The organism is Vibrio sp. A2-1 (assembly GCF_021728355.1).
Taxonomy (GTDB): Bacteria; Pseudomonadota; Gammaproteobacteria; order Enterobacterales; family Vibrionaceae; genus Vibrio; species Vibrio splendidus_K.
Genome location: NZ_JAKKCO010000003.1, coordinates 604,986 through 624,768 on the forward strand (window position 1 = coordinate 604,986; position 19,783 = coordinate 624,768).

The following is a 19,783-nucleotide window of genomic DNA, read 5'->3' on the forward strand; positions in this document are numbered from 1 at the left end:
ACTTCCCGCTACTTTCTGCGAGATTTGACTGTCGATAGAATAGATTACTTTCCTGACAAATTCGGTATTTTTAAAGTTTGCTCTCCAAGTTTTCGATGCGCTACGCAAACTTCAAACAATACCCAAGTAGCCCCACATGAAATAGTTAGCGAAGAACAGTTAACGCCCAATTAAGGTGTGAGCCACGCTACCACGACACTCAACTGGAACACCGTAATCACTAAATTTAACCCAAACCAAAAATGCCAAGCGTGGGGAATCACTCTTAAATTGTTTGTTATGTTTGTTTTTCTGAAGAGTCAACTTTTGAGCAAACAGCCCTAAGCATAGAAAGAGACTTTTCATAGTCTTGTATTTGAACAGTTATATCGTCTCTTACTCGCTTAGCGGCATCTCGATATCCATTACTATAGACATAGTTATTCTTGTCTGCCGCATCCAATTCTAGTTGCATCAATTGCGTCTGTAATAGACTAAGTCTATTATGATGATTCTTCTCCAAAGTTTCGAAGCCAACAACTTCACAACCAATATATTCACGAACTTTTTCGACTTTCACGATAGGCTCTAGCTTTTCCTGCTCACTTATCGGATGTAATTCTGGGTAAACCTTATAGCCAGCGCTAAAGCCAACAATAAGTAAAAAGCCTCCAAATATAACTGGATGATTTTCAAATTTTTCTTTAATAGATGTCATTTTCAATATGGCCATTAAAACACTTTAAACTCAGTATGTTACCACAACTATAACTATATATTCCGTCTAACTGCGCACAAACATAACGCCGCATTAAGTAGTGAGCAACACTACCACCTTACTAAACCATTGCACCGTAAACACAAAACTCAACTTGAATTGAAAACGCCGAGTGTTGCGAATCTGTCTTAAATGCCTTGTTAGGTTACCTACATGATGCAGCCAAAGTTTAGCAACAAGGTGCTGAATTGGTTACAAAACTACTGGCTTTGAACACCAATGTAAAACTGAAAACTGCGAAACTCAAACCCAACTAACAAAACGAACTTGGCTATGAAGCGACATACGCTAAACAACCAAAATTGAAGCCCTCAAACTGACAAAGGATTCGTTCGACTAACCTGACAACCAAGTGCGACAAACCATTTTATGAGCACTATAGCCACCAAGAAAAAGAAGCCGCGCCAAAGAACTATCACGAAAAAGTTAGATCCAGTAAGTAACAACCCAACCGCGAACGCTTCCCTTATAGTGCCACCGGAAAGTTCGTGAGATTAGCAAACCAACAGGTGCAAATCACAATCACCGGACAAGCTCTCGGAATAAAAACCCTTTTTCAACTCTTGTAAACTAACGCCGCATTAAGTAGTGAGCAACACTACCACCTTACTAAACCATTACACCGTAATCACGAAACTCAACTTGAATTGAAAACGCCGAGTGTTGCGAATCTGTCTTAAATGCCTTGTTAGGCTACTTGTCGAAGTTAAAATCTCCACTAAAGAAGCCCCTATTCCAGTCACAACTACAATTTTCATTAACTTCATTATTTAGAGCTTCAGATATTGTAAATTTCATACCATCGTTAGTTTTACACCACAAGCAATCTTTATCACCATTACTTGAGTTGTATGTTGCAGTACTAATACCAATATCAAGCATTTTATTAAAGCCTTCGATTCGACTAGCCTCAAATGAAGCACGATAATAAACTTGGTTAAGGGCATTTTTCGGGTCTGGAAGTTTAAGTCCACTAGAAGACAACACAGATACCAGTTCTGAAGTAATTGATAAGCGTGCATTTAGCCCTAGCTCTTTTTTCTCTGAGGCTGTAAGTTTTTTTCCGGACTTATTTAGATCGATCTCATGTTTAAAATGCTTTACCACTTTATCGTATGAATCACTCTTAAAGTATTTTGACTCTGTAAAGTGCTTGAAGAACAGAGCATCAATACTTGGCAGTTTAATCAAGCGAATTGGCGCTTCACTACATTTACCATCCGCAACTCTTTTACCGAGTACTTTTTTTAAAAATTTAAGCATATTAAAACCTTACTTCTGTAGCCTAACGCCCGCTTAAGCGGACAAAAATTGTTGGCTATAATGTGTAGCGGAGCGAAACGTAGCCAACTGTTTTTGTTCCGTTTAAAGCGCTTGTTAAGTTGCTAGCTTCAGGTTTCTTATGAATTTTTCTCTTTCTTCTTCAACGTTATCCAAAGGAAAGATACCTTTAATTTCGTCAGCTGAGAGCTTATCTAACGATTCTAGAGACAGAATAATATCAGTTACAAATACAGCTTTATAAAACGCTATTTCCAAATTTCTTTTGGAAAGGCTTTCTGAAATTTTGTCGTCTGGAGAAACAAACTTCCCATCCTCCCAATCTACATACAAACTCTGATTCTTTCTCTTATTACTAAACTCAATACTTCCGCTGTTAAATAAAGCACTAAAATTCAACTTAATACTATTGTCTTTGATTGTTTTGGCAATTAAAAGAGTAAGTCCATTATCATTGATTATTTTTGCTTTATGACATCGAAACTTTCTATCAAAGTCTTTCCAGTTAACTTTCTTCTTTCCTTTTACTTTTATAATTACATCATAAATTATCATGCTTTTTGCTATTTCTTCTCTTGCTAGATGAGATAAAGCATAAGAACGCGCAAACATCTTATTGTTATGTAACAGTTCAGCTTCTTCACAAAGAAGCTGTCCATTTCTCAATGTTCTACAGGCACCATTAATTAATTCAGCCGATTTGACGTTGTTAATTCTAGATTTTGGCAATTTGGGCTCCAGGAAAGCTCATAAGTAAAAACTGCAACTTAACGCCTCATTAAGCGGACAAAAATGGTTGGCTATTATCGCGAAGCGATGGCCAACTGTTTTTGTTCCGTTTAAATGACTTGTTAGGTTTAAACCCACAATAGCGGGCGTAAACCTTTAATTTATTGTTAATTTAAGTAACCCGCTGACTGACGAATTTGCTATAAAAACTGAACAAATCAGTTAATGAGTTACTAGCTAATACTATGAATTTTAAAGTTAAACGATGAACTAAGCCACAACATAAAATTGATTTAGACGTAACTTGTGATTCAATGCAGAAATTAAAATATCAATCTCAGTTATCCATTTTTCCAATCAAAGCTTCAGTTTAAAGCGATGGAGAAATCCCTCATCAGTTAAACGGCTAAAACAACCATCAAAATTGCGGATTCTCAAGTAAACCTAACGCCTTGCTAAGCGGATAAAAATGGTTGGTTAAAATCGCGTAGCGATAACCAACTGTTTTTATTCCGTTTAAGCAACTTGTTAGGCATTTAACTTTCTTTGATAACGACAAAATCTATAAATTTACTTAGAGCAAGTTCTGCACTTACATCTAAAATTATTTCATCTTCATCAGACTTTGTTAATGCACCAATCTGTTTGATTAACTTTTCTGATTGAAACATTGAATATGGAGAGCTTCTTTCAGCTTTCTCAATAACATTCATTTCGGCTGAATTAAATGAGTTTTCATCATTTTCCATTGAACGAGATGAGCCTCGTTTGAAGGTTTTTTGCCAACTATCTTTATCGGTTAACATTTCTTTGGCTTCTGCTAAAGGTGATAAACCGTCACTGATATAAGTGTCAAAAATAATATCTTGAAATTTAATAGGTTCGCTCTCGCTATAATCTTTGTATTGCATGACAACTTTTTTCCTTTTTCTTTTTGTTATTGTGTCGGATGCAAAAGCAATCGGAAAAATGACAACGAATAAGCTTAATATAAAACCGAAAAAATATATTGGTAAACGAGCTAGTTGAATAGACCAATCACCATAAAAAACAGAATTCCAAAATGACAATTTTGTTTTTTCAGCGTTTAAAGGCGCTAACTGTATTTTTTTAATACCAGCAATTTTACCTATAACATCAATTTCAATATTAGAACTTGCACTATGTAGAGCTAATATTTTTATTGTGTAGCTTTCTTCTGGCTCTAAAATAACCTCTGGCAAAGAAATACTTTTATCTTTTTTTATTTCAGATAGAGCCGCTGATTTAAGATAGTCATTTGTTGCGTTAAGTAGCTCGACTTTGAGGAACTTTCCTTCGGACAAGGTTATATTAAATGGATAATTATTATCATAATAACCGTTAAGGATAGGTGCTCCACCATTATTTCTAACTCTTAGAAATAATACTGATAAAGTTTGGTTTAGACTTTTTATATCAACGTCACCATAAAAAACTTTTAGCTCATTAATATCTTCTTTTACATCTAAAACGTTAGCATCGCTTATTACTTCTACAACGATAGAAGGTGTATCGACACGAAAGAATTCAGTGTAGATCGTAATGCTCCCAAAAACAGCGGCCAACATAAATCCAAGGAAAGACCAAGCAAACCTTTTATCTAAACTATTGAAAGATGAAATAACACTCATTTATTTAACATTCCCCGTGTATCAATGACATATAGATGCCTAACAGCTATATTAGACAGAATAATTCTGCACTTAAATACAGAATTATTCTGTCTAGTATCTCAATGACGTAAACGATACCCCGTTTTTATGAAAACTAACAGTAACTTAAGCACTACAGCTCCCTTCCTACATCCCAAAATACAGAATTTTTCTACATAGCATGAATTGATGTGCCAAACTGAAACTCATGTATGCATAACCAGTTAAAGTTTAATGAAAAAATCACCATTTCTATCGTATATACAAGAATATATGCTTGGACGGCACTATGCCCTTCGTACAACGGAGGCGTACATTTATTGGATTCACCAATACATTCTTTATCATGATAAAAAGCACCCAAAGGGCTTAACTTCCAGGCATGTAGAGGATTTCCTAACGCACCTAGTTGTTAACAAAAAGTCAGCGAGGAAAACGCAAAGTCTAGCTCTCAATGCATTAGTCTTTTTATACAAAGAAATTATTCAAGAACCCATAGAACTTGATATGCAGTTTCGGCGCTCAGATAAATCAAGAAAATTGCCAACAGTCATGACTCCAGAAGAGATTGGAAGGCTATTCAATCACTGTTCACCTAACTACAAATTACCTTATCAATTAATGTATGGATCAGGGTTGCGTTTAATGGAGTGTCTACGTTTACGCATACAAGATATCGATTATGCATATAAATCTGTACGAGTATGGCAAGGGAAAGGAGGTAAAAACCGCATAGTGACAATAGCTCCAGAGCTTTTCCCCGCTATCAAACAACAGCAACAGAAATCCGCGAGTTACTATCATCAAGACATGAATGACACAGTTTTTTCTGGTGTATACATACCTGAAGCTCTCGCTAGAAAATACCCAAGCGCAGAAAGGAGCCTAAATTGGCAATTCCTCTTTCCTTCCGGTCGTTTGTCGCCAGATTTACAAACAGGCGAGCTACGTAGACACCATATTCACCCAACAGCGCTTCAAAAACACATTAAGGTAGCAGGCCAAAAAGCCAACATTGAGAAAAACATCTCGTGTCATACTTTAAGGCACTCATTCGCTACGCACCTTCTTCAAAGCGGAGCTGATATCAGAACCGTTCAAGAACAACTTGGGCACACCGATTTGAAGACAACGCAAATCTATACTCACATCATTGATAGAGGCGCCAATGGCGTTGTTAGCCCACTATCAAGAATATTCGCGAAATAACGATAAATGAAATTCGGATTCCGAATTCTGAAATGACTTCATAATCACGAAACAGGGCACTATCACCTGCTCTTAGGGCTGAGGCCTCTAGTCACTCCAAAAGCTCAATAACAATTTATGTGTGTGTTTTTCTCTGCAGCAATGGCTGCGTATCACCTCTTATTGTTGCGCCACCATTACCTATTTACAACTTTCATGGCGCTCACAACGCCTTACCACACTCAATAACTTGATACCTAACAAACACATTATTAAACAGTGGGTTGCAGGTTTCCTACTCTCGACTTTGAGCTTTCGAAAAGAGATATTTCACAATTTTCATCAATAACAGTGTTCGAAAAAGAACATATGTCTCAAAAACATACACACCATCAATATGAACAAGACTGCATTGTAAACTGCTTTTATAAAAAAGCAGGAATAAAGAATGATTACTAAGGATAGAGATTCAAAAATCAACAACAGTCTTCAACAGAAAGCTGGCGCAAAAGTAGAGCAAGATGTCGCGTTTTACTTACGCAGAGAGTTTGGAGATGCAAATGACGTTTTCATTATCAATGACCTACGCATACAGTTTAAAAATGAAACTGCTCAGATCGATCACTTAGTCCTTTATAACAAAGGATTTATCATTATTGAGTCAAAATAGATTCGTGGTGAGGTTAAGGTCAACAATCAACTCGAATGGAGTCGAACCGTAAGAGGGAAATGGACAGGAATGCCTTCGCCTATCGAACAAGCTAAGTTGCAAACCAAACTATTGAAAGCACTTTTAAATGACAACGCTAAGTCGTTGCTAGACCGAATTGCGTTTGTACAGGCGTACTTTGGTGGTCGCTGTTGGGATCAACTCTGTGCCGCGTCCAATGACGCTCTAATCGATCGAACTTCTATCCCTAAAGATATATCGAAGAAGCTCATTAAAGCCGAGTCTATTGGTAGCTGCGTTAAGAGTCTCATCAAAAAGCACCGCGTAGGTTCAATACTAAATCCGAATCCTACGTTTAATCGTGATGAACTGTACCGCCTAGTTCACTTTTTAAACGAACAACATGTGCCTACGTCTTCTCCGGTTCACAAAGTACATATCGCAGAATTGAGCGAAACTGAAAAGGTAGACTTGGTTCCAGCTCAAGAAACAATTGAAGAGGCCAAAGTTCCACAAATAAGGCATGGTTTTAATTGTAAGAAGTGTCAAAGCCCGCAGACCGAGCCGAGGTATGGAAAGTATGGGTATTACGTCTACTGCCCACAATGTAAGGTGAATACTGCAATGCGTATTAGTTGCCATTCTTGCCAATCTAATTCAGCTAAAGTCAGTAAGAAAAAGAACACATACTCCATTGCATGCTCTTGTGGTGAAGGGACTCAAGTCGTATTTCCTTAATCTAATAATTCGGAATCCGAATTACAACGCAATTTAAAGCGATGCGGATTCAAATTCGGATTCCGAATTCCTCCAAAACTAAACAACTAACACAAATCACTTCAGGCCACTTTTCGGCATAACCTCAACAGGTGGTACTTGGTGCCAAACAATGTCACTTGTGCCTGTATAGATTTTTGTCGTTTTAGCGTTCGCGTGCGCCATTCGTTCGGTAGCACTCTGCCCTTGCTGTTCAATCATTCGGGCAGCTAGTCCTCGAATTTCATGATAGGTCGGCCTGAACGATTTCTTTAGGTGACTATAAAGCCCTAAAGAGTCTCGAACCTTACTGAACTCTTTACTTATATTGTGGTGATGCACTTGGTAAAGATGGTCCGTCTCTTTTGAAATGCCACGTTGCTGCTGTTTGGGTTTACGGTGAACGATATAAGGACAAATCAATCTCGATGTTTTAGAAAGGTCGACAATGTCTTTAATCGTCTGGGTGACAGGAATGGCCACCGTGGAAGCATCGGACTTTTTCACCTTCTCTCGGTGAACATAAAGCATTCCATACACAGCATGCCCATCAACATACTCCACCTCTTTATCAGGGTTCCAAAGAATCCCACACACGCCTTCCCGTGGTTTGTATATCCGATAACGAAGCCTATATATCTCCCTCACAGCATGAGTCGTCTCAAGAGTTAGGCTCATTGCGACCTTAAGAAACAGTGGCGCTGCATCGTAGACCTTTTGGTAGTTTTCGATATCTAGGTCGTGGCGAGCTTTGGTGTAATCCTCTCTGGTTAATCGACGCTATTTTTTATTGAGAACAAAATTACTCTCAATAGCGCTTTCATCGGCAAGGTAGGAAAATACCGTTTTAAGGTTACTGATCTTATTGTTGAGCTGACGATTACTTAACTCTGAATAGTATTTCGAAAGGAACTCATTGATGTGCTGTAACTTGATCGATTTGGTTGGCAACCGCCCCATAAACTCATCAAGGCGGTAACAGTCCCTCTCCAAATTTCGATAAACGTCTTTGGAAAGCCGTTCTTCTTTCTTCACACGAGACAACACTAATGGAAGCCACTCTTTTAAAGGCCTATTAAATTTGTCCTTACGGCCTTTGGAGACAGCTTTGCGAAATGGGGTCATCTCAGAAAGGGAAAACGCGCTTCCTAACTCAGGACGATATTGCAAGTTGTAAACATGCGCAGCTTGTATCGCTTCTTGCTCTACAGTCCCGATAGGAAATAGCTTCTTCACACCATCCACGGTCGTAAACCGAAATCGAGATTGCCCCCTATGGCTCATTTTCACCAAGAATGGAGGGTAATGAGCCGTTTCTTTGCTTCTAGCTCTACCAACCATTTATGACTCCAAGAATCTTAGAAGTTCACTCACCCTGTCTGCAGGGTTCCCTATCTCGTCGTCAACACAGACTAAATATCGGCCCGTTGGCGTTCTAGTGCCCTCGAGCTTGCCATGTTTAATCCAGTTTATGATGGTGGTATTGCATATCCCTGAATCAGGGTAAAACTCATCAATAAATTGTCTAGGTCTGATTTTACGCGTCGCCATGTCGTTCTCCTTACCTTTCTCACTACATGAAAATTAAGATTTTTCATCTACTGGTAGAAAAACTATGCCCGATTTTTTCAGTGACATTCTATTTGCGCAGCAATTAACGAAAAGGATTCCCGAAGCGTAAAACGATTCAACGAATCGATTTCAAGCCCACTTTAGGGTGGACTAATACAGTAGTACCAAGTTGCTAATCTATTGATTTTATTTGACTATTTCATTGGCCTTTTTAACCGTTTTTTAGGCCAATTAGAGCTTAACCACCAATTCTAAATACATGAAATGCATATAAATCAATACCATACAGCTAAGATTACTACCAACATCGGGGTTTCACCGTTTTTGAGCCCTCAAAAACGTCGTAAATATGTGTTCGAATACGAACTAAACATACCTACCCGCTCTACTCCTTGATCCACCAAGTGTTTCTAGCTTTAACTCGCCTACAGATACAGACTACATCGCTGAATACATTCAAACCGATCAATGTATCTATCATTATCGAGTCGTACCGGGAGTTTCCATTAACTACAACTCAATGAATGGTGACGTCACTGTAGACGATGAGCCAGATAACTAAGCGCTAAATGTTGGTCTTTCAGAGTACTTGGGAATTTACGGTTTCTCTCAATAAAAGTGTCACACATTAAGAATCAACAGCACACATTTAAGACTGGCTTATTTTGGCGTAAACGAGAGTGCTGTCCGGATCTCCTGATGGCAAACGTCGATCATTAGCGAAACACGCCTCTTGTTGGTAGCTACATCGCTTCGCCACGGCCTTACTTTTTAGATTAGATCCTGCCATTCTTATTTCGACTCGTTTCGCACCTTTTTGAATGAATGCATACTCTTCAATAATTCGGACGGCTTCACTCACGTAGCCTAAACCCGTTTTTGATGTTTGCAACCAGTAGCCGATTTCAAAGTAAGGGACAGTATCGTCTCTGATCATAAAGCCAATAGCCCCGATAAATGCCCCTGTTTGCTTTTCAATAATATTGAACCAGAACTCGCCAGTAAAGTTGGCGAAATTATTGGTAGCATCTTGAATGTTAAGTTCTAGCTGCTCTTTAGTTAGAGAATCAGAAACCCAAGGCAAGAATGGGGAAAACTCGGCCTTACACTCATTTATCACCTCAAACATCTCTTCGCTGTATTTTAATGATGGAGGGGTTAATTTGAGCCTTTCACTTTCCATCACCAAGCCTTTCCCAATCAGAACGTAGAACCGCCAACACAACTGTATCCCACCATTGACCTTTGAAGAATCGATGATCTTTAAAACACGCTTCTTGTTTCATTCCTAGTGACTTACATAATTTAATCGCAGCCAAGTTCTTGCTGATGGTTTCGGCGTAGATACGGTGTATGCCTAACTCTGAGAAACCAAAATCAGCGAGGGCTTCAGATGCTTCTATAGAAAGTCCTTTCCCCTGAATTTCCCTTGAGAAAGCACAGCCCATCGAAGCTTGTCGCTCGCCCTCAAGGCGCAAACAAACGGTTCCAATAAACTTCCCCGAGTCTTTGCTTTCAACCACTAATTGAAAAGACCGGCGCGGAACTTCCAAAGCCTGCGCAACAAACAACTGAGTTAGCTCTCGATATTTGTTAGGTTCACAATCACTTTCGTCATAGAAACGCTGATACTTCACGTCTTGAGACATCGCAACAAACGCACACTCGTCTTCGAGACTCATATCTCGAAGAATCAACCTGTCAGTTTCCAGCTTAAACATCAAAGTTCCTTTTTATCTTATAGCCTTGAAGGGAAAAGTCTCGAAGGTGTTTACTCGTATACTTTCCCGTTATGCTTTAACCAACCATGAGTATGATGATTACGAGGGTCTTTGTGTGTCCAGTGCATTACGCCACCTTTCTTGTTCCACTCATATTCACCATAAAATTCAATTCGATCGCCCTTTGCCAGTCCCTGAACACGAGGCGCTAAGTCAATATTATGTGCGACTAACAAGGTTTGTCCGCTATCGAGTCGCAAAATGAATTTCTGATGTCGAGATCCTTTATTATCATCAGGAAGTACTCGATACACCGTACCCGAGCCGCGCACCTGAACGTCGCTTTGGTGATTTTCGTAAGCTTGCTTAAGTCGCGTATCATTCGCTTGAACATGACTGATACCGAAGCTAAGCAGCACCAAAAGTAGAGCGCAAAATTGTTTCATTCCTTTCATTTCCCATATCTGTATGTTGATTTGGGATACTGACTGGGCATCCCCTCTTTAACGATGCTTGTACTGAGTTGGACAATAACCTCTCGAAACGCCCGAACTGCGCAACTTTACGTGTTTGGTTGAGCGCCCAGAAACACGTGAACGCCACAGCTTAAAACTGCCAAGCTTGAGATGGCTACGCATAAAACGAATCACTTGTGATTCATTTAAACCAAATTGGTGCTCTATTGCTTCAAACGGTGTTCGGTCTTCCCACGCCATTTCAATAATTCTTGATTCGTTCTCTTTAGATAACATCGTGCATACTCTTCCTTAATAAACTGGGAGAAATACGCTCGTTCTAAATTTAAAGATCACAGGACAAACACTTTGAATTGAACGCGTTATAACGTTCGATAAAACAGCAGGCTAGCAGCGAGGCAATCATGGGGTTAAATAAGCTTGTGCGAACCCCCTAAGCACTCTCGCATTATTGTGATGTGCGTTATCTCCGCATTGCTGTCCGTTCACTCTAATTTCAGGGCTAGAGTAGACAGGAATAATATCACGCTCATAAGACATTACCGTGCCTCTCTCTGAACAAGTAGCACCGAATGAATATGCAGGAGCTTTCGGATACCTGCCAGCGATAAAATGATCGATACTCTCGTGATCTTTTAACACCTTTTTATAGTCGTGGTTAGCGCCACTCAAGTGACCAATTTCATGTTCCATTGTCGAGTCTGGGCAATTTATCGCCAAAGAGAAAAAACGAGATACCTGAGATGCGACACCACAATATCGAGACTCGAACGCAGAATGATAATTAGAAAACACAACCCCTGAAAAAACAGGACGGCCGTCTTCTGTGATTTCTTTAATTGGCTCTTCCATCGATAATTTGAGTAGCCTCTCTGCTGCGCCCAAATCTTGAAACCAAAGGCTGTCGATTTCTGGCGTATAAGTCACCTTGGTAACTTTTCTCGTCATAGGGATGCAGGAGTTCTTCAATACCAGATTCGAATAGCTTTCCCATGTCGCTATTTTAGAGGCAACAAATGCTTTGGAATATTCGGCTAATACAGATTCATCAACATAAAGATGGATCTCTGTATTCAAAACCTCACTCTTCGCACAAGTAGGAAACTCGATGCTTTGAGCATTGGAGAGTCGACTATTGCTCAACACTATAATCAAAACACAACCAACTAACTGGATGAGCCTTTTAAAAGAACTCTCACTGACTCGTGTATTCATTTCCACCCTCTCCCTATATTCAAAACCACAAAGAGCATCACAAATGCCGTGACTTAAGATTCATATCAGTCACCATTACACATATAAGCATTGGCCTCTCAAAGTAACCTGCACTATCTGTGTTTTTCAGAAAACAAAAAGCTCGCCATGCAATGACGAGCTTTATTGATTATGGGAGTTCAACGGTTATAAGACCCTGGCACTAACAAGGCCCAAATACGAAGAAATCTAAAGTATTAAGACACCTGATCGCGCAAAGCCAATTCAACGTTTTTCAACACTTTGAACTCTTCGCGAGTACAACCGCGTGCCACGGAAACCCAATGGTCGCCAGTTTCATCGGCTCCTTTAAACTCTGCACGCAATTCATATCTTCGCCATGTAACAAACGCCAAGATAAAGGTCAGTGCAAGCATCGATAAACCGAACTGAGGAACAAATGCCCAAGTCGCAGCCGAGAGAACTAAAGCCAACGAAACAATATTGATTGCGTTTTCTTTAAGACCCAATTGACGAATTTCTAACTGTTTGATTTTACGTAAGCTATACACATCTTTCTTCACTCGGAGTTCGTTAGAGCTCACCAGAAAATCTGATGCTTTGTATGACCTACGAAGTCGCACTAAATTCGCTAACCTGTTGCGTGTTTGATTCTTTTTCATCTCCTTTCTCCATGTTATTAAAGGTTAGTAAAAACTAATATAATCATGAAGTTAATGAACGAGTGCTTATTTTATAAATCAAACTAATATTAAAATCAAGCTTATGCAATTAATAACACTTATAACAACACCATCTTACATTTTAAATTTCAATATAAAGAAGGCTCATTAAGGAATCTACTCATCATAAATCGGTGTACTTTAGTTAAGTTAGATATAGGCCGATAGTGATTCCGATAATCGACCGAACATACTAAACGGCGGGCATGGTTCACCCTGCTTTGTAACTACTTATTTCAAAGAGATTTTTGCAATGAATCTCACGCTCTAGGAATGCTGAACCACGGTCACATAACGCTCCATCTTCCATAATCAGAACAACCACCCTCCCTCTTGATCATTGATTTTTTGAATACCAAAATCATTCAATTGAACATATCAACATAGCTTATCGATTAAGCAATTGATCTCATAGCAAAGAGACTGTACGCTTACGTTATGCACACGGTTACCTAATGAAGATCACGATGAATGAACTACTGACATGCGCTATGGAACAGAAACAACGAACAACAGTGACGAGTTTATTCGCAAGAAATGGATTCAAGATCGCGGCTACTGACTTTGATGATGTGACTTTCGAACGAGAGAGTGTGTTGGTCAATGTTCGTTTTGATGCGTCTTCAAACGTTGAGTCAATCTCGGTAGTAAAAAACTAGATATTAGATTCAATTACTTAAATGGTGAGCTATAACAATATGACTCACCGTTTACTTATTAAATCGAGCAGTAAATACTCCGCGATTAACCTCCTCCTCTAATGATAAGCAATACTTATTATTGATATTCGAACCACTAGTTAGTCAGTTACCCACATCACAAATACTATGCCTCTATAAACGGAAAGTTATCGATAAGCCATCATTGAAAAATAAAGCTTGTCACATAGTTAGGATACTTTTTTCTAAAGTAGAGAGTAAATTCAGAATGAAAAAATCAGCCTTATTTGTCGCCTTAATCGCAGTATTGCTTACCGGATGCAACAGTTCAGATAGTTCAGATTCGACCGGTGGTACAGCGCCTCATAATCCGGGCACCCCAATATTGCCACCTGGGGACGGTGATGGTTCAACAGGTGATCAAACAGACCCTGATGAGGATACTGACTTCAATCCTTCAAAAGATCCTTTAATCATTGAAGCAGCCCAACGTTGGGGCACAACTTATGACGAAATGTATAATGCATGTCAACTTTGGACCTGCAACCTTGCAGAGGTACAAGAAAGAATCACATTTACTATAGAGCGTGAAACGCAATTATTAGAAGGCTCAGCTAAAGTGACCTTCACTCTTTCTCATAACAACGCTGACTTATGGCCTACTTACGTATTTTACAGTGATTTAATTGGAAATACCGAAATCGAAATTGAACACTCTTCATCAAGTTTTCATTATATAGATGACGATAAAATCGTAAGTGAAGGCTCTACACTATTAGGTTGGAAGACTGGATTTGGCAGTTGGGCCACTCAAAACCCACGAAATTGTATCGACGCTTATTGTGCTGAATTCAAGATCTCTTGGTTAGAAACAGGCACCTACTCAAGCGCAATGGCTGTATACCGAGAAAATGGAGAAGTCATCAAGACTCAACGTGGCTACCTTAGCCAAGATGAGCTAAGAGCGCTCCACCCTGTTTTTAGTCCGACATTCCCTGACCACTATTAACGTTAGTCTATCCATCGCAATAAATCCCCCTTCGCAATAAGTGTATCTATTACAATAAATACAGTCTAAATATCGTGAAAAGTGAACAAGGAGTATTGTTATAATGCTCCTTGCTCATAAAATTCCGCAGTAACATGCCAATTAGATTTTCATAATTACTGACTAATCAATCATCAGAACGCTCAATATTTTGGGTTAGATTAGCAATTCCATCAACTTGGCTTATATTTGTAAGTAACCTTTAAACAAAAAGTGAAGTGGTGTTTATGTTCCTAACTCGGTTGATTTATGTCAGCACGCTTTGTGAAAGTTGCGATTCTAAAGCTTTGGACGATATTTTGGATATTTCCCGTGACCACAATAAGCAAAGCCATCTAACGGGGCTCCTGAGCCATAATCAAAAGTACTTTCTTCAGTGTATTGAAGGTTCAAGAGATGCGGTCAATAATACCTATAATCACATTCTCAATGACCCACGCCACAGCAACGTGACGATTCTTTATTACAAAGAGATTGATAGCCGACAGTTTGGTGATTGGTCAATGGGTGACATTCCACAATCTAGTTTGACAGCATTGTTAAATTTACAGTTTTCAACCTCTGATCAATTTAATCCATATGAAATGTCTGGGGAAAGTGCGTATCAAATGTTGTTAGAACTGAAACAGAATCTGCCTTCTGAGTGATCCTTCTTAATATGGGCTTACTAATAATCAAGCCCATATTTTACGGGACCCGCTATAAATCAATGCGGAGTAGCTGGTAAGGTTCATGTTCTTCTTACGCACCTCAAACAAACATGGTCCATTAAGGAAGCTTAGACTGAATCTCAGACAAAACCTCATCTAACCCCTCACCTAGGGCTTCAACAAGTGCTTCATAACCTGCTTCTTTCAAGGGTACTTTGGATTCGAAGTCGGCACGCGCAAGTACTGTATCTTGGTCGCTCAATACCCACGTTCCTTTCACTTCTGCGTTTCCGGTATAAGAACCATTAAACTGTTCAAAAGTGAGTGTTAATTCTTTATCTTCCGCGCCAGCAGCATTAGAACTGTTTACCCGCTCTTCAAGCAACCCTTCAAGGTTCTCAGCCCAAACGTGTTTACGCGCAGATACCAATTCATTTTCAGACTTGCGATAAGCTATTCCTATCGTGTCGAGGTAATCCGGCAAATCAACACTAGTTTTGACCTTAAAGATGGGCTTATCCAATGCACTTTCAGGCAAGAGGTACGCGTTAGTACCATCAGTAGGCGCAGCGCACCCCAAAAGCCCGAATGACACAACCAGTGATATAAATAGCTTTCTCATTATTCCACTCCCTTAACTGGAATCGGGTCTTCTTCTACTTCGCTACCGAACACTAACGCATTCGGTTTGTCATTCAGCACTTTAATCAGTGGGCGAAGCTCTTTTAACACATGTTCTAACTCTTCAGATGCACTGATCAATTGCTTGTAAGCGTCGGAGTCATCATCGTAACTGTCTAATGTCGCCTCAAGTTGCTTCATGGTGTCACTCAGATCTTGTGGTAACGCTTTTGCGCCCTCACTACCCATCAGTTGATCGACACTCTTCAGGGTAGTGTCTAATGATACAAGCGACCCGTTTAAATTGGCGATAGTCGCGTCTAACGGTAGCTCGTTAATCTTGGTTAGGAAATCGGTGATTTGATTTTGAATCTCGGTTAGACCACCCGCGACAACCGGGAACACAGGGTAACCATCAAATTCTCTGGGTTCATAAGTCTCCTCATCTTCATAAAAATTAATGTCGACAAACAGTGCTCCTGTAAGCAAGTTACCCGTTTTCAAGGTCGCTCTTAACCCTTCGCCCATTTGCAGCTTGACGCGTTCAGCAAAGGCTTCGGCATTCACGGCTCTAAAGACTTCAGAAACTCGTTCTATTTCCAGTTTGATTAAGATAGGAATACGGTTCGAGACCTTACCATCTTTATCCATGCGAATTTGTAACGGCACCGTACCCACAGTGCCAATCCTGACACCACGATACTCCACTGGAGCCCCTTTCCTTAAACCTCGAACCGATTCTTCAAATAGCAACACATACTCGATCGATGTCGTGTACTTACCTTGTAAAACCGCGTCGTAATTGTCGTACAGTGTATACTCTTGAAGGTTCTCTTTTATCTGCAATCCAGGCTTAATACTCTCGGCTACATCAAAGCTAACACCACCAGTCAGGATGCTTTCTATTGATGCAAAGTTAACGTCTAAACCATTCGCACCAAACTTCACATCGATTCCAGAAGATAGCCAAAACTGCGTTTTTTCGAAAATCAGTCCATCATAAGGCGCAAAGATAAACAGTTGGTATTTGCCCTCTTTCTTTTGATAATCGAAACTCGTTTTTTCAACACGACCTACAACAAAACCATGGTGCAACACAGGCTCACCAACATTGAGTTGATTAGCCTTGTTGTGTGAAACAACCACCCGAATTCCTTTGGTATCTGGTCCCGCGACAGGTGGTGTGTCTAATACATCGAACTTCAATTGAGACTCACTCGATTTACCCGGCTTCAACTCAATGTACGACCCCGACAAAATGGTCTCAAGCCCACTAATGCCATCGGTGCCGACATGGGGCTCAACCACCCAAAATTGAGTTTCTTTATTGATCATGCGTGAGGCTTTCTTGTCTATCTGAGCTTTCGCTATGATGTATTCATAGTTTTCACTTAGCGCCACATCGGTGATGGTTCCGACATGGACATTTTTAGACTTAATCGCTGTTTTTCCCGCTTCAATACCCGAGGCATCAGGTAAGATCAGGGTTATCTCCGGGCCACGATTATTGAAGTACTGAAACAACATCCAGCACCCAACCAAAACTGCGATAATCGGCACTATCCAAACAGGTGAAATCTCACTCTTTTTCAATACTTCTGCATCTGAAGCGTTTTGTTTATCCATATGTCCCACACCTCTTAGGGCAGATTACTTCCATATAATTCGAGAATCGAAAATCATCGCTGACAACATAGTGAAGATGACGACCGACGCGAAAGACAACGCGGCTGGACCAGGGTAAATGGCCATGATCCCGTCGAGTTGAACCAAGGCAACCAAAATAGCGACAACGAAAATATCTATCATCGACCACCGACCAATAAACTCAGTAACACGGTATATTTTGAGAAATCGAGTCGCTTCATCAACAGGTAAACCCTGAACCCTTTTTGCATTCCAATACAAGTATGCGAGCGCAATCATTTTTGCCATCGGTATAAACACACTGGCAAGCAAGATGATAAAAGCGACTGGGTATGACCCCATATTCCACAGGATGATGACACCTTCGATGATGGTTGAACCTTCACTCGTCCCGAATGCAGACGTATACATCATTGGGTATAGGTTTGCCGGGATGTAAAAAATAATGGATGTAAGTAATAGAGCCCACGCTATCTGAAGGTTTTTGGTTGGATTAAATCGGTGTAGGTGAACATGACAACGAGAGCACTGACTAAGTTGGTCATCATACAAGTGGACCTGCCCACAAACATGACAAACCAAATGCTCATGCTTTTGGAAAAGGCTACCCGTTACCGATTCATGCAACGGCTTGGGAGGGATCAATCGGTCCCAGATCCAATCAAAATCAACCAACGAAATGGTTTTGACCACCAGCATAGCGTAGATACCAAATGCCCAAAACGATATACCCATAGAGACATCGGCTAGTGCTGCTATTTTAATCAAACTAACCAACACACCAATCAAAAATACATCCACCATGAGCCACGGTTTAACCCAGCTCAAAGTCTTTAAAATGAAGATCGCTAAACGACTTAGGTTCGGCGAGTGGGTGCGCCTTTTTTCAGTCAACGAATAGAACCACATCGCGCTAATCAGAAAATAAGCAGGCAAGAAAATAACGGCAAGAAATAAGAGTGCGGCAATCAGAGAATTATCTAACCTATTCATCATATCCACGGCTTGATAAAGGGTTATTTGTTGACTGATACCTTGGACGCTAAATGACATGTAGGGAAAAGCAAGACTCATCACGAGTGTGATCAAACTGGCCACTGCGTAGGCCATCACTCCTTGCCCCTTACTCGCGCCGATGCTGCACAAAGTATGATGACAACGAGGGCACGACGCCTCACAGCCCGAAGGTAATTCCCGAAACTGGCTGACTAACCCACATTCGATGCATGACTTGGTACAAAGATCAGACAATAACGGCACCTCTTAGCGGTTGATAAGCAACTAGACACTAAGACTAACTATAAGTAAGGGTTGGATTTTTTGCCAATATGCACACAATTAAACAAATACAGTATGGTAGAAATGAGAGGTAGAAAGATAAAAGAAGAGATGACCAATTGGCCACCTCCTCGCAACCCTAGAGCAGTGTCTAGAAAGCTTATACTAAATTCTTCTTAAGCTTCTCTTCCAACGCTTGGATACACAGCTTGATAGCGATAGGCGTATTTGAAGCGAATGGGTTTAGCGCATAAACCGTGTTGGTCGGTAGTTGGAATGCTGGCATCATGTCGACCACCTCACCGGATAGCTGATGAAGGTAAAAGTCTGGAATAGCCCCGATACCAACGCCAGATTTGATCAAGGCGAGACAACTGTGAAAGGAGTTCGTAATGCAACTGGCTGGCTGTTGATAAATAAAGTCTTGTTCATTTTGCGAACTAAAGTGATGAGTGACCTGTTTTCCCTGCCAAGAATTTGCGATGTAAGGAATAGATTCAAGCTCACGACTTCGCATGCTTTCAACACCACATAACACGTCTTTAAACTCACCTAAACGCTTTTGCTTTAGGTTGCTATCACGAGAACTGCCCACTCGTACCGCGAGATCAATATCGTGTTCCATGAAGTCTAGGTGCTGATCGTCGCTTATCAGTTCTGGTTTTAGCTTCGGATATTGCTTCATCAGATCTGCAATGACGGGTACGACGAGCAAGTCCATCAGAGCATTTGACGCCGTAATACGAATCCGACCTTGTGGCTCTTCTAGCTCAGCTTTTGCCATATCCCAAGCCGATTCAGCGATCACGTTGATGTCTTTGCAACTCAAATAAAAACGCTCACCCATACTGGTCAGCGATTGCCTGCGTGTTGTGCGCTTAAGAAGAGAAGCGCCTAGCTCTTGTTCTAAGATTTTGAGGTGCTGACTGACGACAGATTTAGACAACTCAAGCTTTTCAGCCGCAGCTGATACTGAACCCTGCTCTACGATATGAGCGAAAATCGACATCTGCTTTAACTTACTCATCTTATTGTTCTCTTTTTACAAACAGTATTTTCTATTATCTCTGTTTTTAGAATCAATTTCCAAGACTAAACTCTATTCAACTTATCGAGATAC

At 40.3% G+C, this 19,783-nt stretch carries 19 protein-coding genes and 2 pseudogenes; 5 read left to right on the forward strand and 16 right to left on the reverse strand.

From position 1 onward, the window contains the following. Positions 1–277: 277 nt before the first annotated feature. The 4 genes from L3V33_RS14030 to L3V33_RS14045 form a co-directional block, all read right to left on the reverse strand. Positions 278–712, reverse strand: a complete 435-nt coding sequence (locus L3V33_RS14030) for a hypothetical protein (RefSeq protein ID WP_237290652.1) — start codon at positions 710–712, stop codon at positions 278–280. Positions 713–1,450: 738 nt separating this feature from the next. Beyond that, positions 1,451–2,020, reverse strand: a complete 570-nt coding sequence (locus L3V33_RS14035) for a hypothetical protein (RefSeq protein WP_237290653.1) — start codon at positions 2,018–2,020, stop codon at positions 1,451–1,453. A 114-nt stretch (positions 2,021–2,134) separates the two neighbouring features. Further along, entirely contained in the window at positions 2,135–2,767 is a 633-nt protein-coding gene (locus L3V33_RS14040) for an AbiV family abortive infection protein (protein ID WP_237290654.1), read from the reverse strand. Positions 2,768–3,303: 536 nt separating this feature from the next. After that, positions 3,304–4,419 carry a hypothetical protein gene (locus tag L3V33_RS14045; protein WP_237290655.1) on the reverse strand — a complete coding sequence of 372 codons (1,116 nt, stop codon included), beginning with the start codon at positions 4,417–4,419 and terminating at the stop codon, positions 3,304–3,306. Between the two features lie 255 nt (positions 4,420–4,674). On the opposite strand from L3V33_RS14045, the gene L3V33_RS14050 reads away from it, so the two are divergent. Next, complete coding sequence (locus L3V33_RS14050; RefSeq protein WP_237290656.1) at positions 4,675–5,649, forward strand: integron integrase; 975 nt, start codon at positions 4,675–4,677, stop codon at positions 5,647–5,649. A gap of 427 nt (positions 5,650–6,076) precedes the next feature. Then, positions 6,077–7,036: pseudogene (locus L3V33_RS14055) on the forward strand (nuclease-related domain-containing protein). A gap of 96 nt (positions 7,037–7,132) precedes the next feature. Here L3V33_RS14055 and L3V33_RS14060 read toward each other — a convergent pair. From L3V33_RS14060 to L3V33_RS14095, 8 genes and pseudogenes are all read right to left on the reverse strand, one after another. Beyond that, a pseudogene (locus tag L3V33_RS14060) lies at positions 7,133–8,395 on the reverse strand (integrase). Beyond that, positions 8,396–8,605, reverse strand: a complete 210-nt coding sequence (locus L3V33_RS14065; protein ID WP_010434910.1) for a hypothetical protein — start codon at positions 8,603–8,605, stop codon at positions 8,396–8,398. It abuts the pseudogene before it with no gap. Between the two features lie 670 nt (positions 8,606–9,275). After that, entirely contained in the window at positions 9,276–9,809 is a 534-nt protein-coding gene (locus L3V33_RS14070) for a GNAT family N-acetyltransferase (protein ID WP_237290697.1), read from the reverse strand. Next, positions 9,799–10,347, reverse strand: a complete 549-nt coding sequence (locus L3V33_RS14075; protein ID WP_237290657.1) for a GNAT family protein — start codon at positions 10,345–10,347, stop codon at positions 9,799–9,801. Before L3V33_RS14075 ends, L3V33_RS14070 begins: the two co-directional genes overlap by 11 nt. Before the next feature lie 50 nt (positions 10,348–10,397). Next, positions 10,398–10,793: a DUF3465 domain-containing protein gene (locus tag L3V33_RS14080; RefSeq protein ID WP_054546616.1), complete on the reverse strand. Its 396-nt coding sequence runs from the start codon at positions 10,791–10,793 to the stop codon at positions 10,398–10,400. 57 nt (positions 10,794–10,850) lie between these two features. Further along, positions 10,851–11,099: a TIGR03643 family protein gene (locus L3V33_RS14085; RefSeq protein WP_114633264.1), complete on the reverse strand. Its 249-nt coding sequence runs from the start codon at positions 11,097–11,099 to the stop codon at positions 10,851–10,853. A 126-nt stretch (positions 11,100–11,225) separates the two neighbouring features. Next, positions 11,226–12,038 carry a hypothetical protein gene (locus tag L3V33_RS14090; RefSeq protein ID WP_237290658.1) on the reverse strand — a complete coding sequence of 271 codons (813 nt, stop codon included), beginning with the start codon at positions 12,036–12,038 and terminating at the stop codon, positions 11,226–11,228. A gap of 236 nt (positions 12,039–12,274) precedes the next feature. After that, on the reverse strand, positions 12,275–12,700 hold the full coding sequence (locus L3V33_RS14095) for a hypothetical protein (RefSeq protein ID WP_237290659.1): 426 nt from the start codon (positions 12,698–12,700) through the stop codon (positions 12,275–12,277). Positions 12,701–13,227: 527 nt separating this feature from the next. Between L3V33_RS14095 and L3V33_RS14100 the strand changes: the two genes are divergently transcribed. The 3 genes from L3V33_RS14100 (at position 13,228) to L3V33_RS14110 (ending at position 15,114) form a co-directional block, all read left to right on the forward strand. Further along, positions 13,228–13,419 carry a hypothetical protein gene (locus tag L3V33_RS14100; RefSeq protein ID WP_237290660.1) on the forward strand — a complete coding sequence of 64 codons (192 nt, stop codon included), beginning with the start codon at positions 13,228–13,230 and terminating at the stop codon, positions 13,417–13,419. Between the two features lie 268 nt (positions 13,420–13,687). Continuing rightward, a complete protein-coding gene (locus tag L3V33_RS14105) occupies positions 13,688–14,428 on the forward strand; it encodes a lipoprotein (protein WP_237290661.1) in 741 nt (246 codons plus the stop codon). 266 nt (positions 14,429–14,694) lie between these two features. Continuing rightward, complete coding sequence (locus tag L3V33_RS14110) at positions 14,695–15,114, forward strand: BLUF domain-containing protein (RefSeq protein WP_065205509.1); 420 nt, start codon at positions 14,695–14,697, stop codon at positions 15,112–15,114. A 121-nt stretch (positions 15,115–15,235) separates the two neighbouring features. Here the strand turns inward: L3V33_RS14110 and L3V33_RS14115 are convergent, their stop codons facing one another. The 4 genes from L3V33_RS14115 to L3V33_RS14130 form a co-directional block, all read right to left on the reverse strand. Further along, on the reverse strand, positions 15,236–15,739 hold the full coding sequence (locus tag L3V33_RS14115) for an ABC-type transport auxiliary lipoprotein family protein (RefSeq protein ID WP_065205510.1): 504 nt from the start codon (positions 15,737–15,739) through the stop codon (positions 15,236–15,238). Further along, entirely contained in the window at positions 15,739–17,364 is a 1,626-nt protein-coding gene (pqiB, locus tag L3V33_RS14120; protein WP_237290662.1) for an intermembrane transport protein PqiB, read from the reverse strand. The genes L3V33_RS14115 and pqiB overlap by 1 nt, the downstream gene beginning before the upstream one ends. Positions 17,365–17,388: 24 nt before the next feature. Beyond that, entirely contained in the window at positions 17,389–18,645 is a 1,257-nt protein-coding gene (locus L3V33_RS14125; RefSeq protein WP_171327499.1) for a paraquat-inducible protein A, read from the reverse strand. A gap of 178 nt (positions 18,646–18,823) precedes the next feature. After that, complete coding sequence (locus L3V33_RS14130) at positions 18,824–19,690, reverse strand: LysR family transcriptional regulator (RefSeq protein ID WP_171313328.1); 867 nt, start codon at positions 19,688–19,690, stop codon at positions 18,824–18,826. Positions 19,691–19,783: the final 93 nt, after the last annotated feature.

What these genes read in the sequence shown, in the direction of transcription:
- L3V33_RS14045 (WP_237290655.1), bottom strand. Translation starts at nt 4,419, where the DNA reads ATGAGTGTTATTTCATCTTTCAATAGTTTAGATAAAAGGTTTGCTTGG.
- L3V33_RS14095 (WP_237290659.1), bottom strand. Translation starts at nt 12,700, where the DNA reads ATGAAAAAGAATCAAACACGCAACAGGTTAGCGAATTTAGTGCGACTT.
- L3V33_RS14130 (WP_171313328.1), bottom strand. Translation starts at nt 19,690, where the DNA reads ATGAGTAAGTTAAAGCAGATGTCGATTTTCGCTCATATCGTAGAGCAG.
- L3V33_RS14050 (WP_237290656.1), top strand. Translation starts at nt 4,675, where the DNA reads ATGAAAAAATCACCATTTCTATCGTATATACAAGAATATATGCTTGGA.
- L3V33_RS14105 (WP_237290661.1), top strand. Translation starts at nt 13,688, where the DNA reads ATGAAAAAATCAGCCTTATTTGTCGCCTTAATCGCAGTATTGCTTACC.
- L3V33_RS14085 (WP_114633264.1), bottom strand. Translation starts at nt 11,099, where the DNA reads ATGTTATCTAAAGAGAACGAATCAAGAATTATTGAAATGGCGTGGGAA.
- L3V33_RS14030 (WP_237290652.1), bottom strand. Translation starts at nt 712, where the DNA reads ATGGCCATATTGAAAATGACATCTATTAAAGAAAAATTTGAAAATCAT.
- L3V33_RS14070 (WP_237290697.1), bottom strand. Translation starts at nt 9,809, where the DNA reads ATGGAAAGTGAAAGGCTCAAATTAACCCCTCCATCATTAAAATACAGC.
- L3V33_RS14035 (WP_237290653.1), bottom strand. Translation starts at nt 2,020, where the DNA reads ATGCTTAAATTTTTAAAAAAAGTACTCGGTAAAAGAGTTGCGGATGGT.
- pqiB (WP_237290662.1), bottom strand. Translation starts at nt 17,364, where the DNA reads ATGGATAAACAAAACGCTTCAGATGCAGAAGTATTGAAAAAGAGTGAG.
- L3V33_RS14065 (WP_010434910.1), bottom strand. Translation starts at nt 8,605, where the DNA reads ATGGCGACGCGTAAAATCAGACCTAGACAATTTATTGATGAGTTTTAC.
- L3V33_RS14080 (WP_054546616.1), bottom strand. Translation starts at nt 10,793, where the DNA reads ATGAAACAATTTTGCGCTCTACTTTTGGTGCTGCTTAGCTTCGGTATC.
- L3V33_RS14110 (WP_065205509.1), top strand. Translation starts at nt 14,695, where the DNA reads ATGTTCCTAACTCGGTTGATTTATGTCAGCACGCTTTGTGAAAGTTGC.
- L3V33_RS14090 (WP_237290658.1), bottom strand. Translation starts at nt 12,038, where the DNA reads ATGAATACACGAGTCAGTGAGAGTTCTTTTAAAAGGCTCATCCAGTTA.
- L3V33_RS14100 (WP_237290660.1), top strand. Translation starts at nt 13,228, where the DNA reads ATGAATGAACTACTGACATGCGCTATGGAACAGAAACAACGAACAACA.
- L3V33_RS14115 (WP_065205510.1), bottom strand. Translation starts at nt 15,739, where the DNA reads ATGAGAAAGCTATTTATATCACTGGTTGTGTCATTCGGGCTTTTGGGG.
- L3V33_RS14075 (WP_237290657.1), bottom strand. Translation starts at nt 10,347, where the DNA reads ATGTTTAAGCTGGAAACTGACAGGTTGATTCTTCGAGATATGAGTCTC.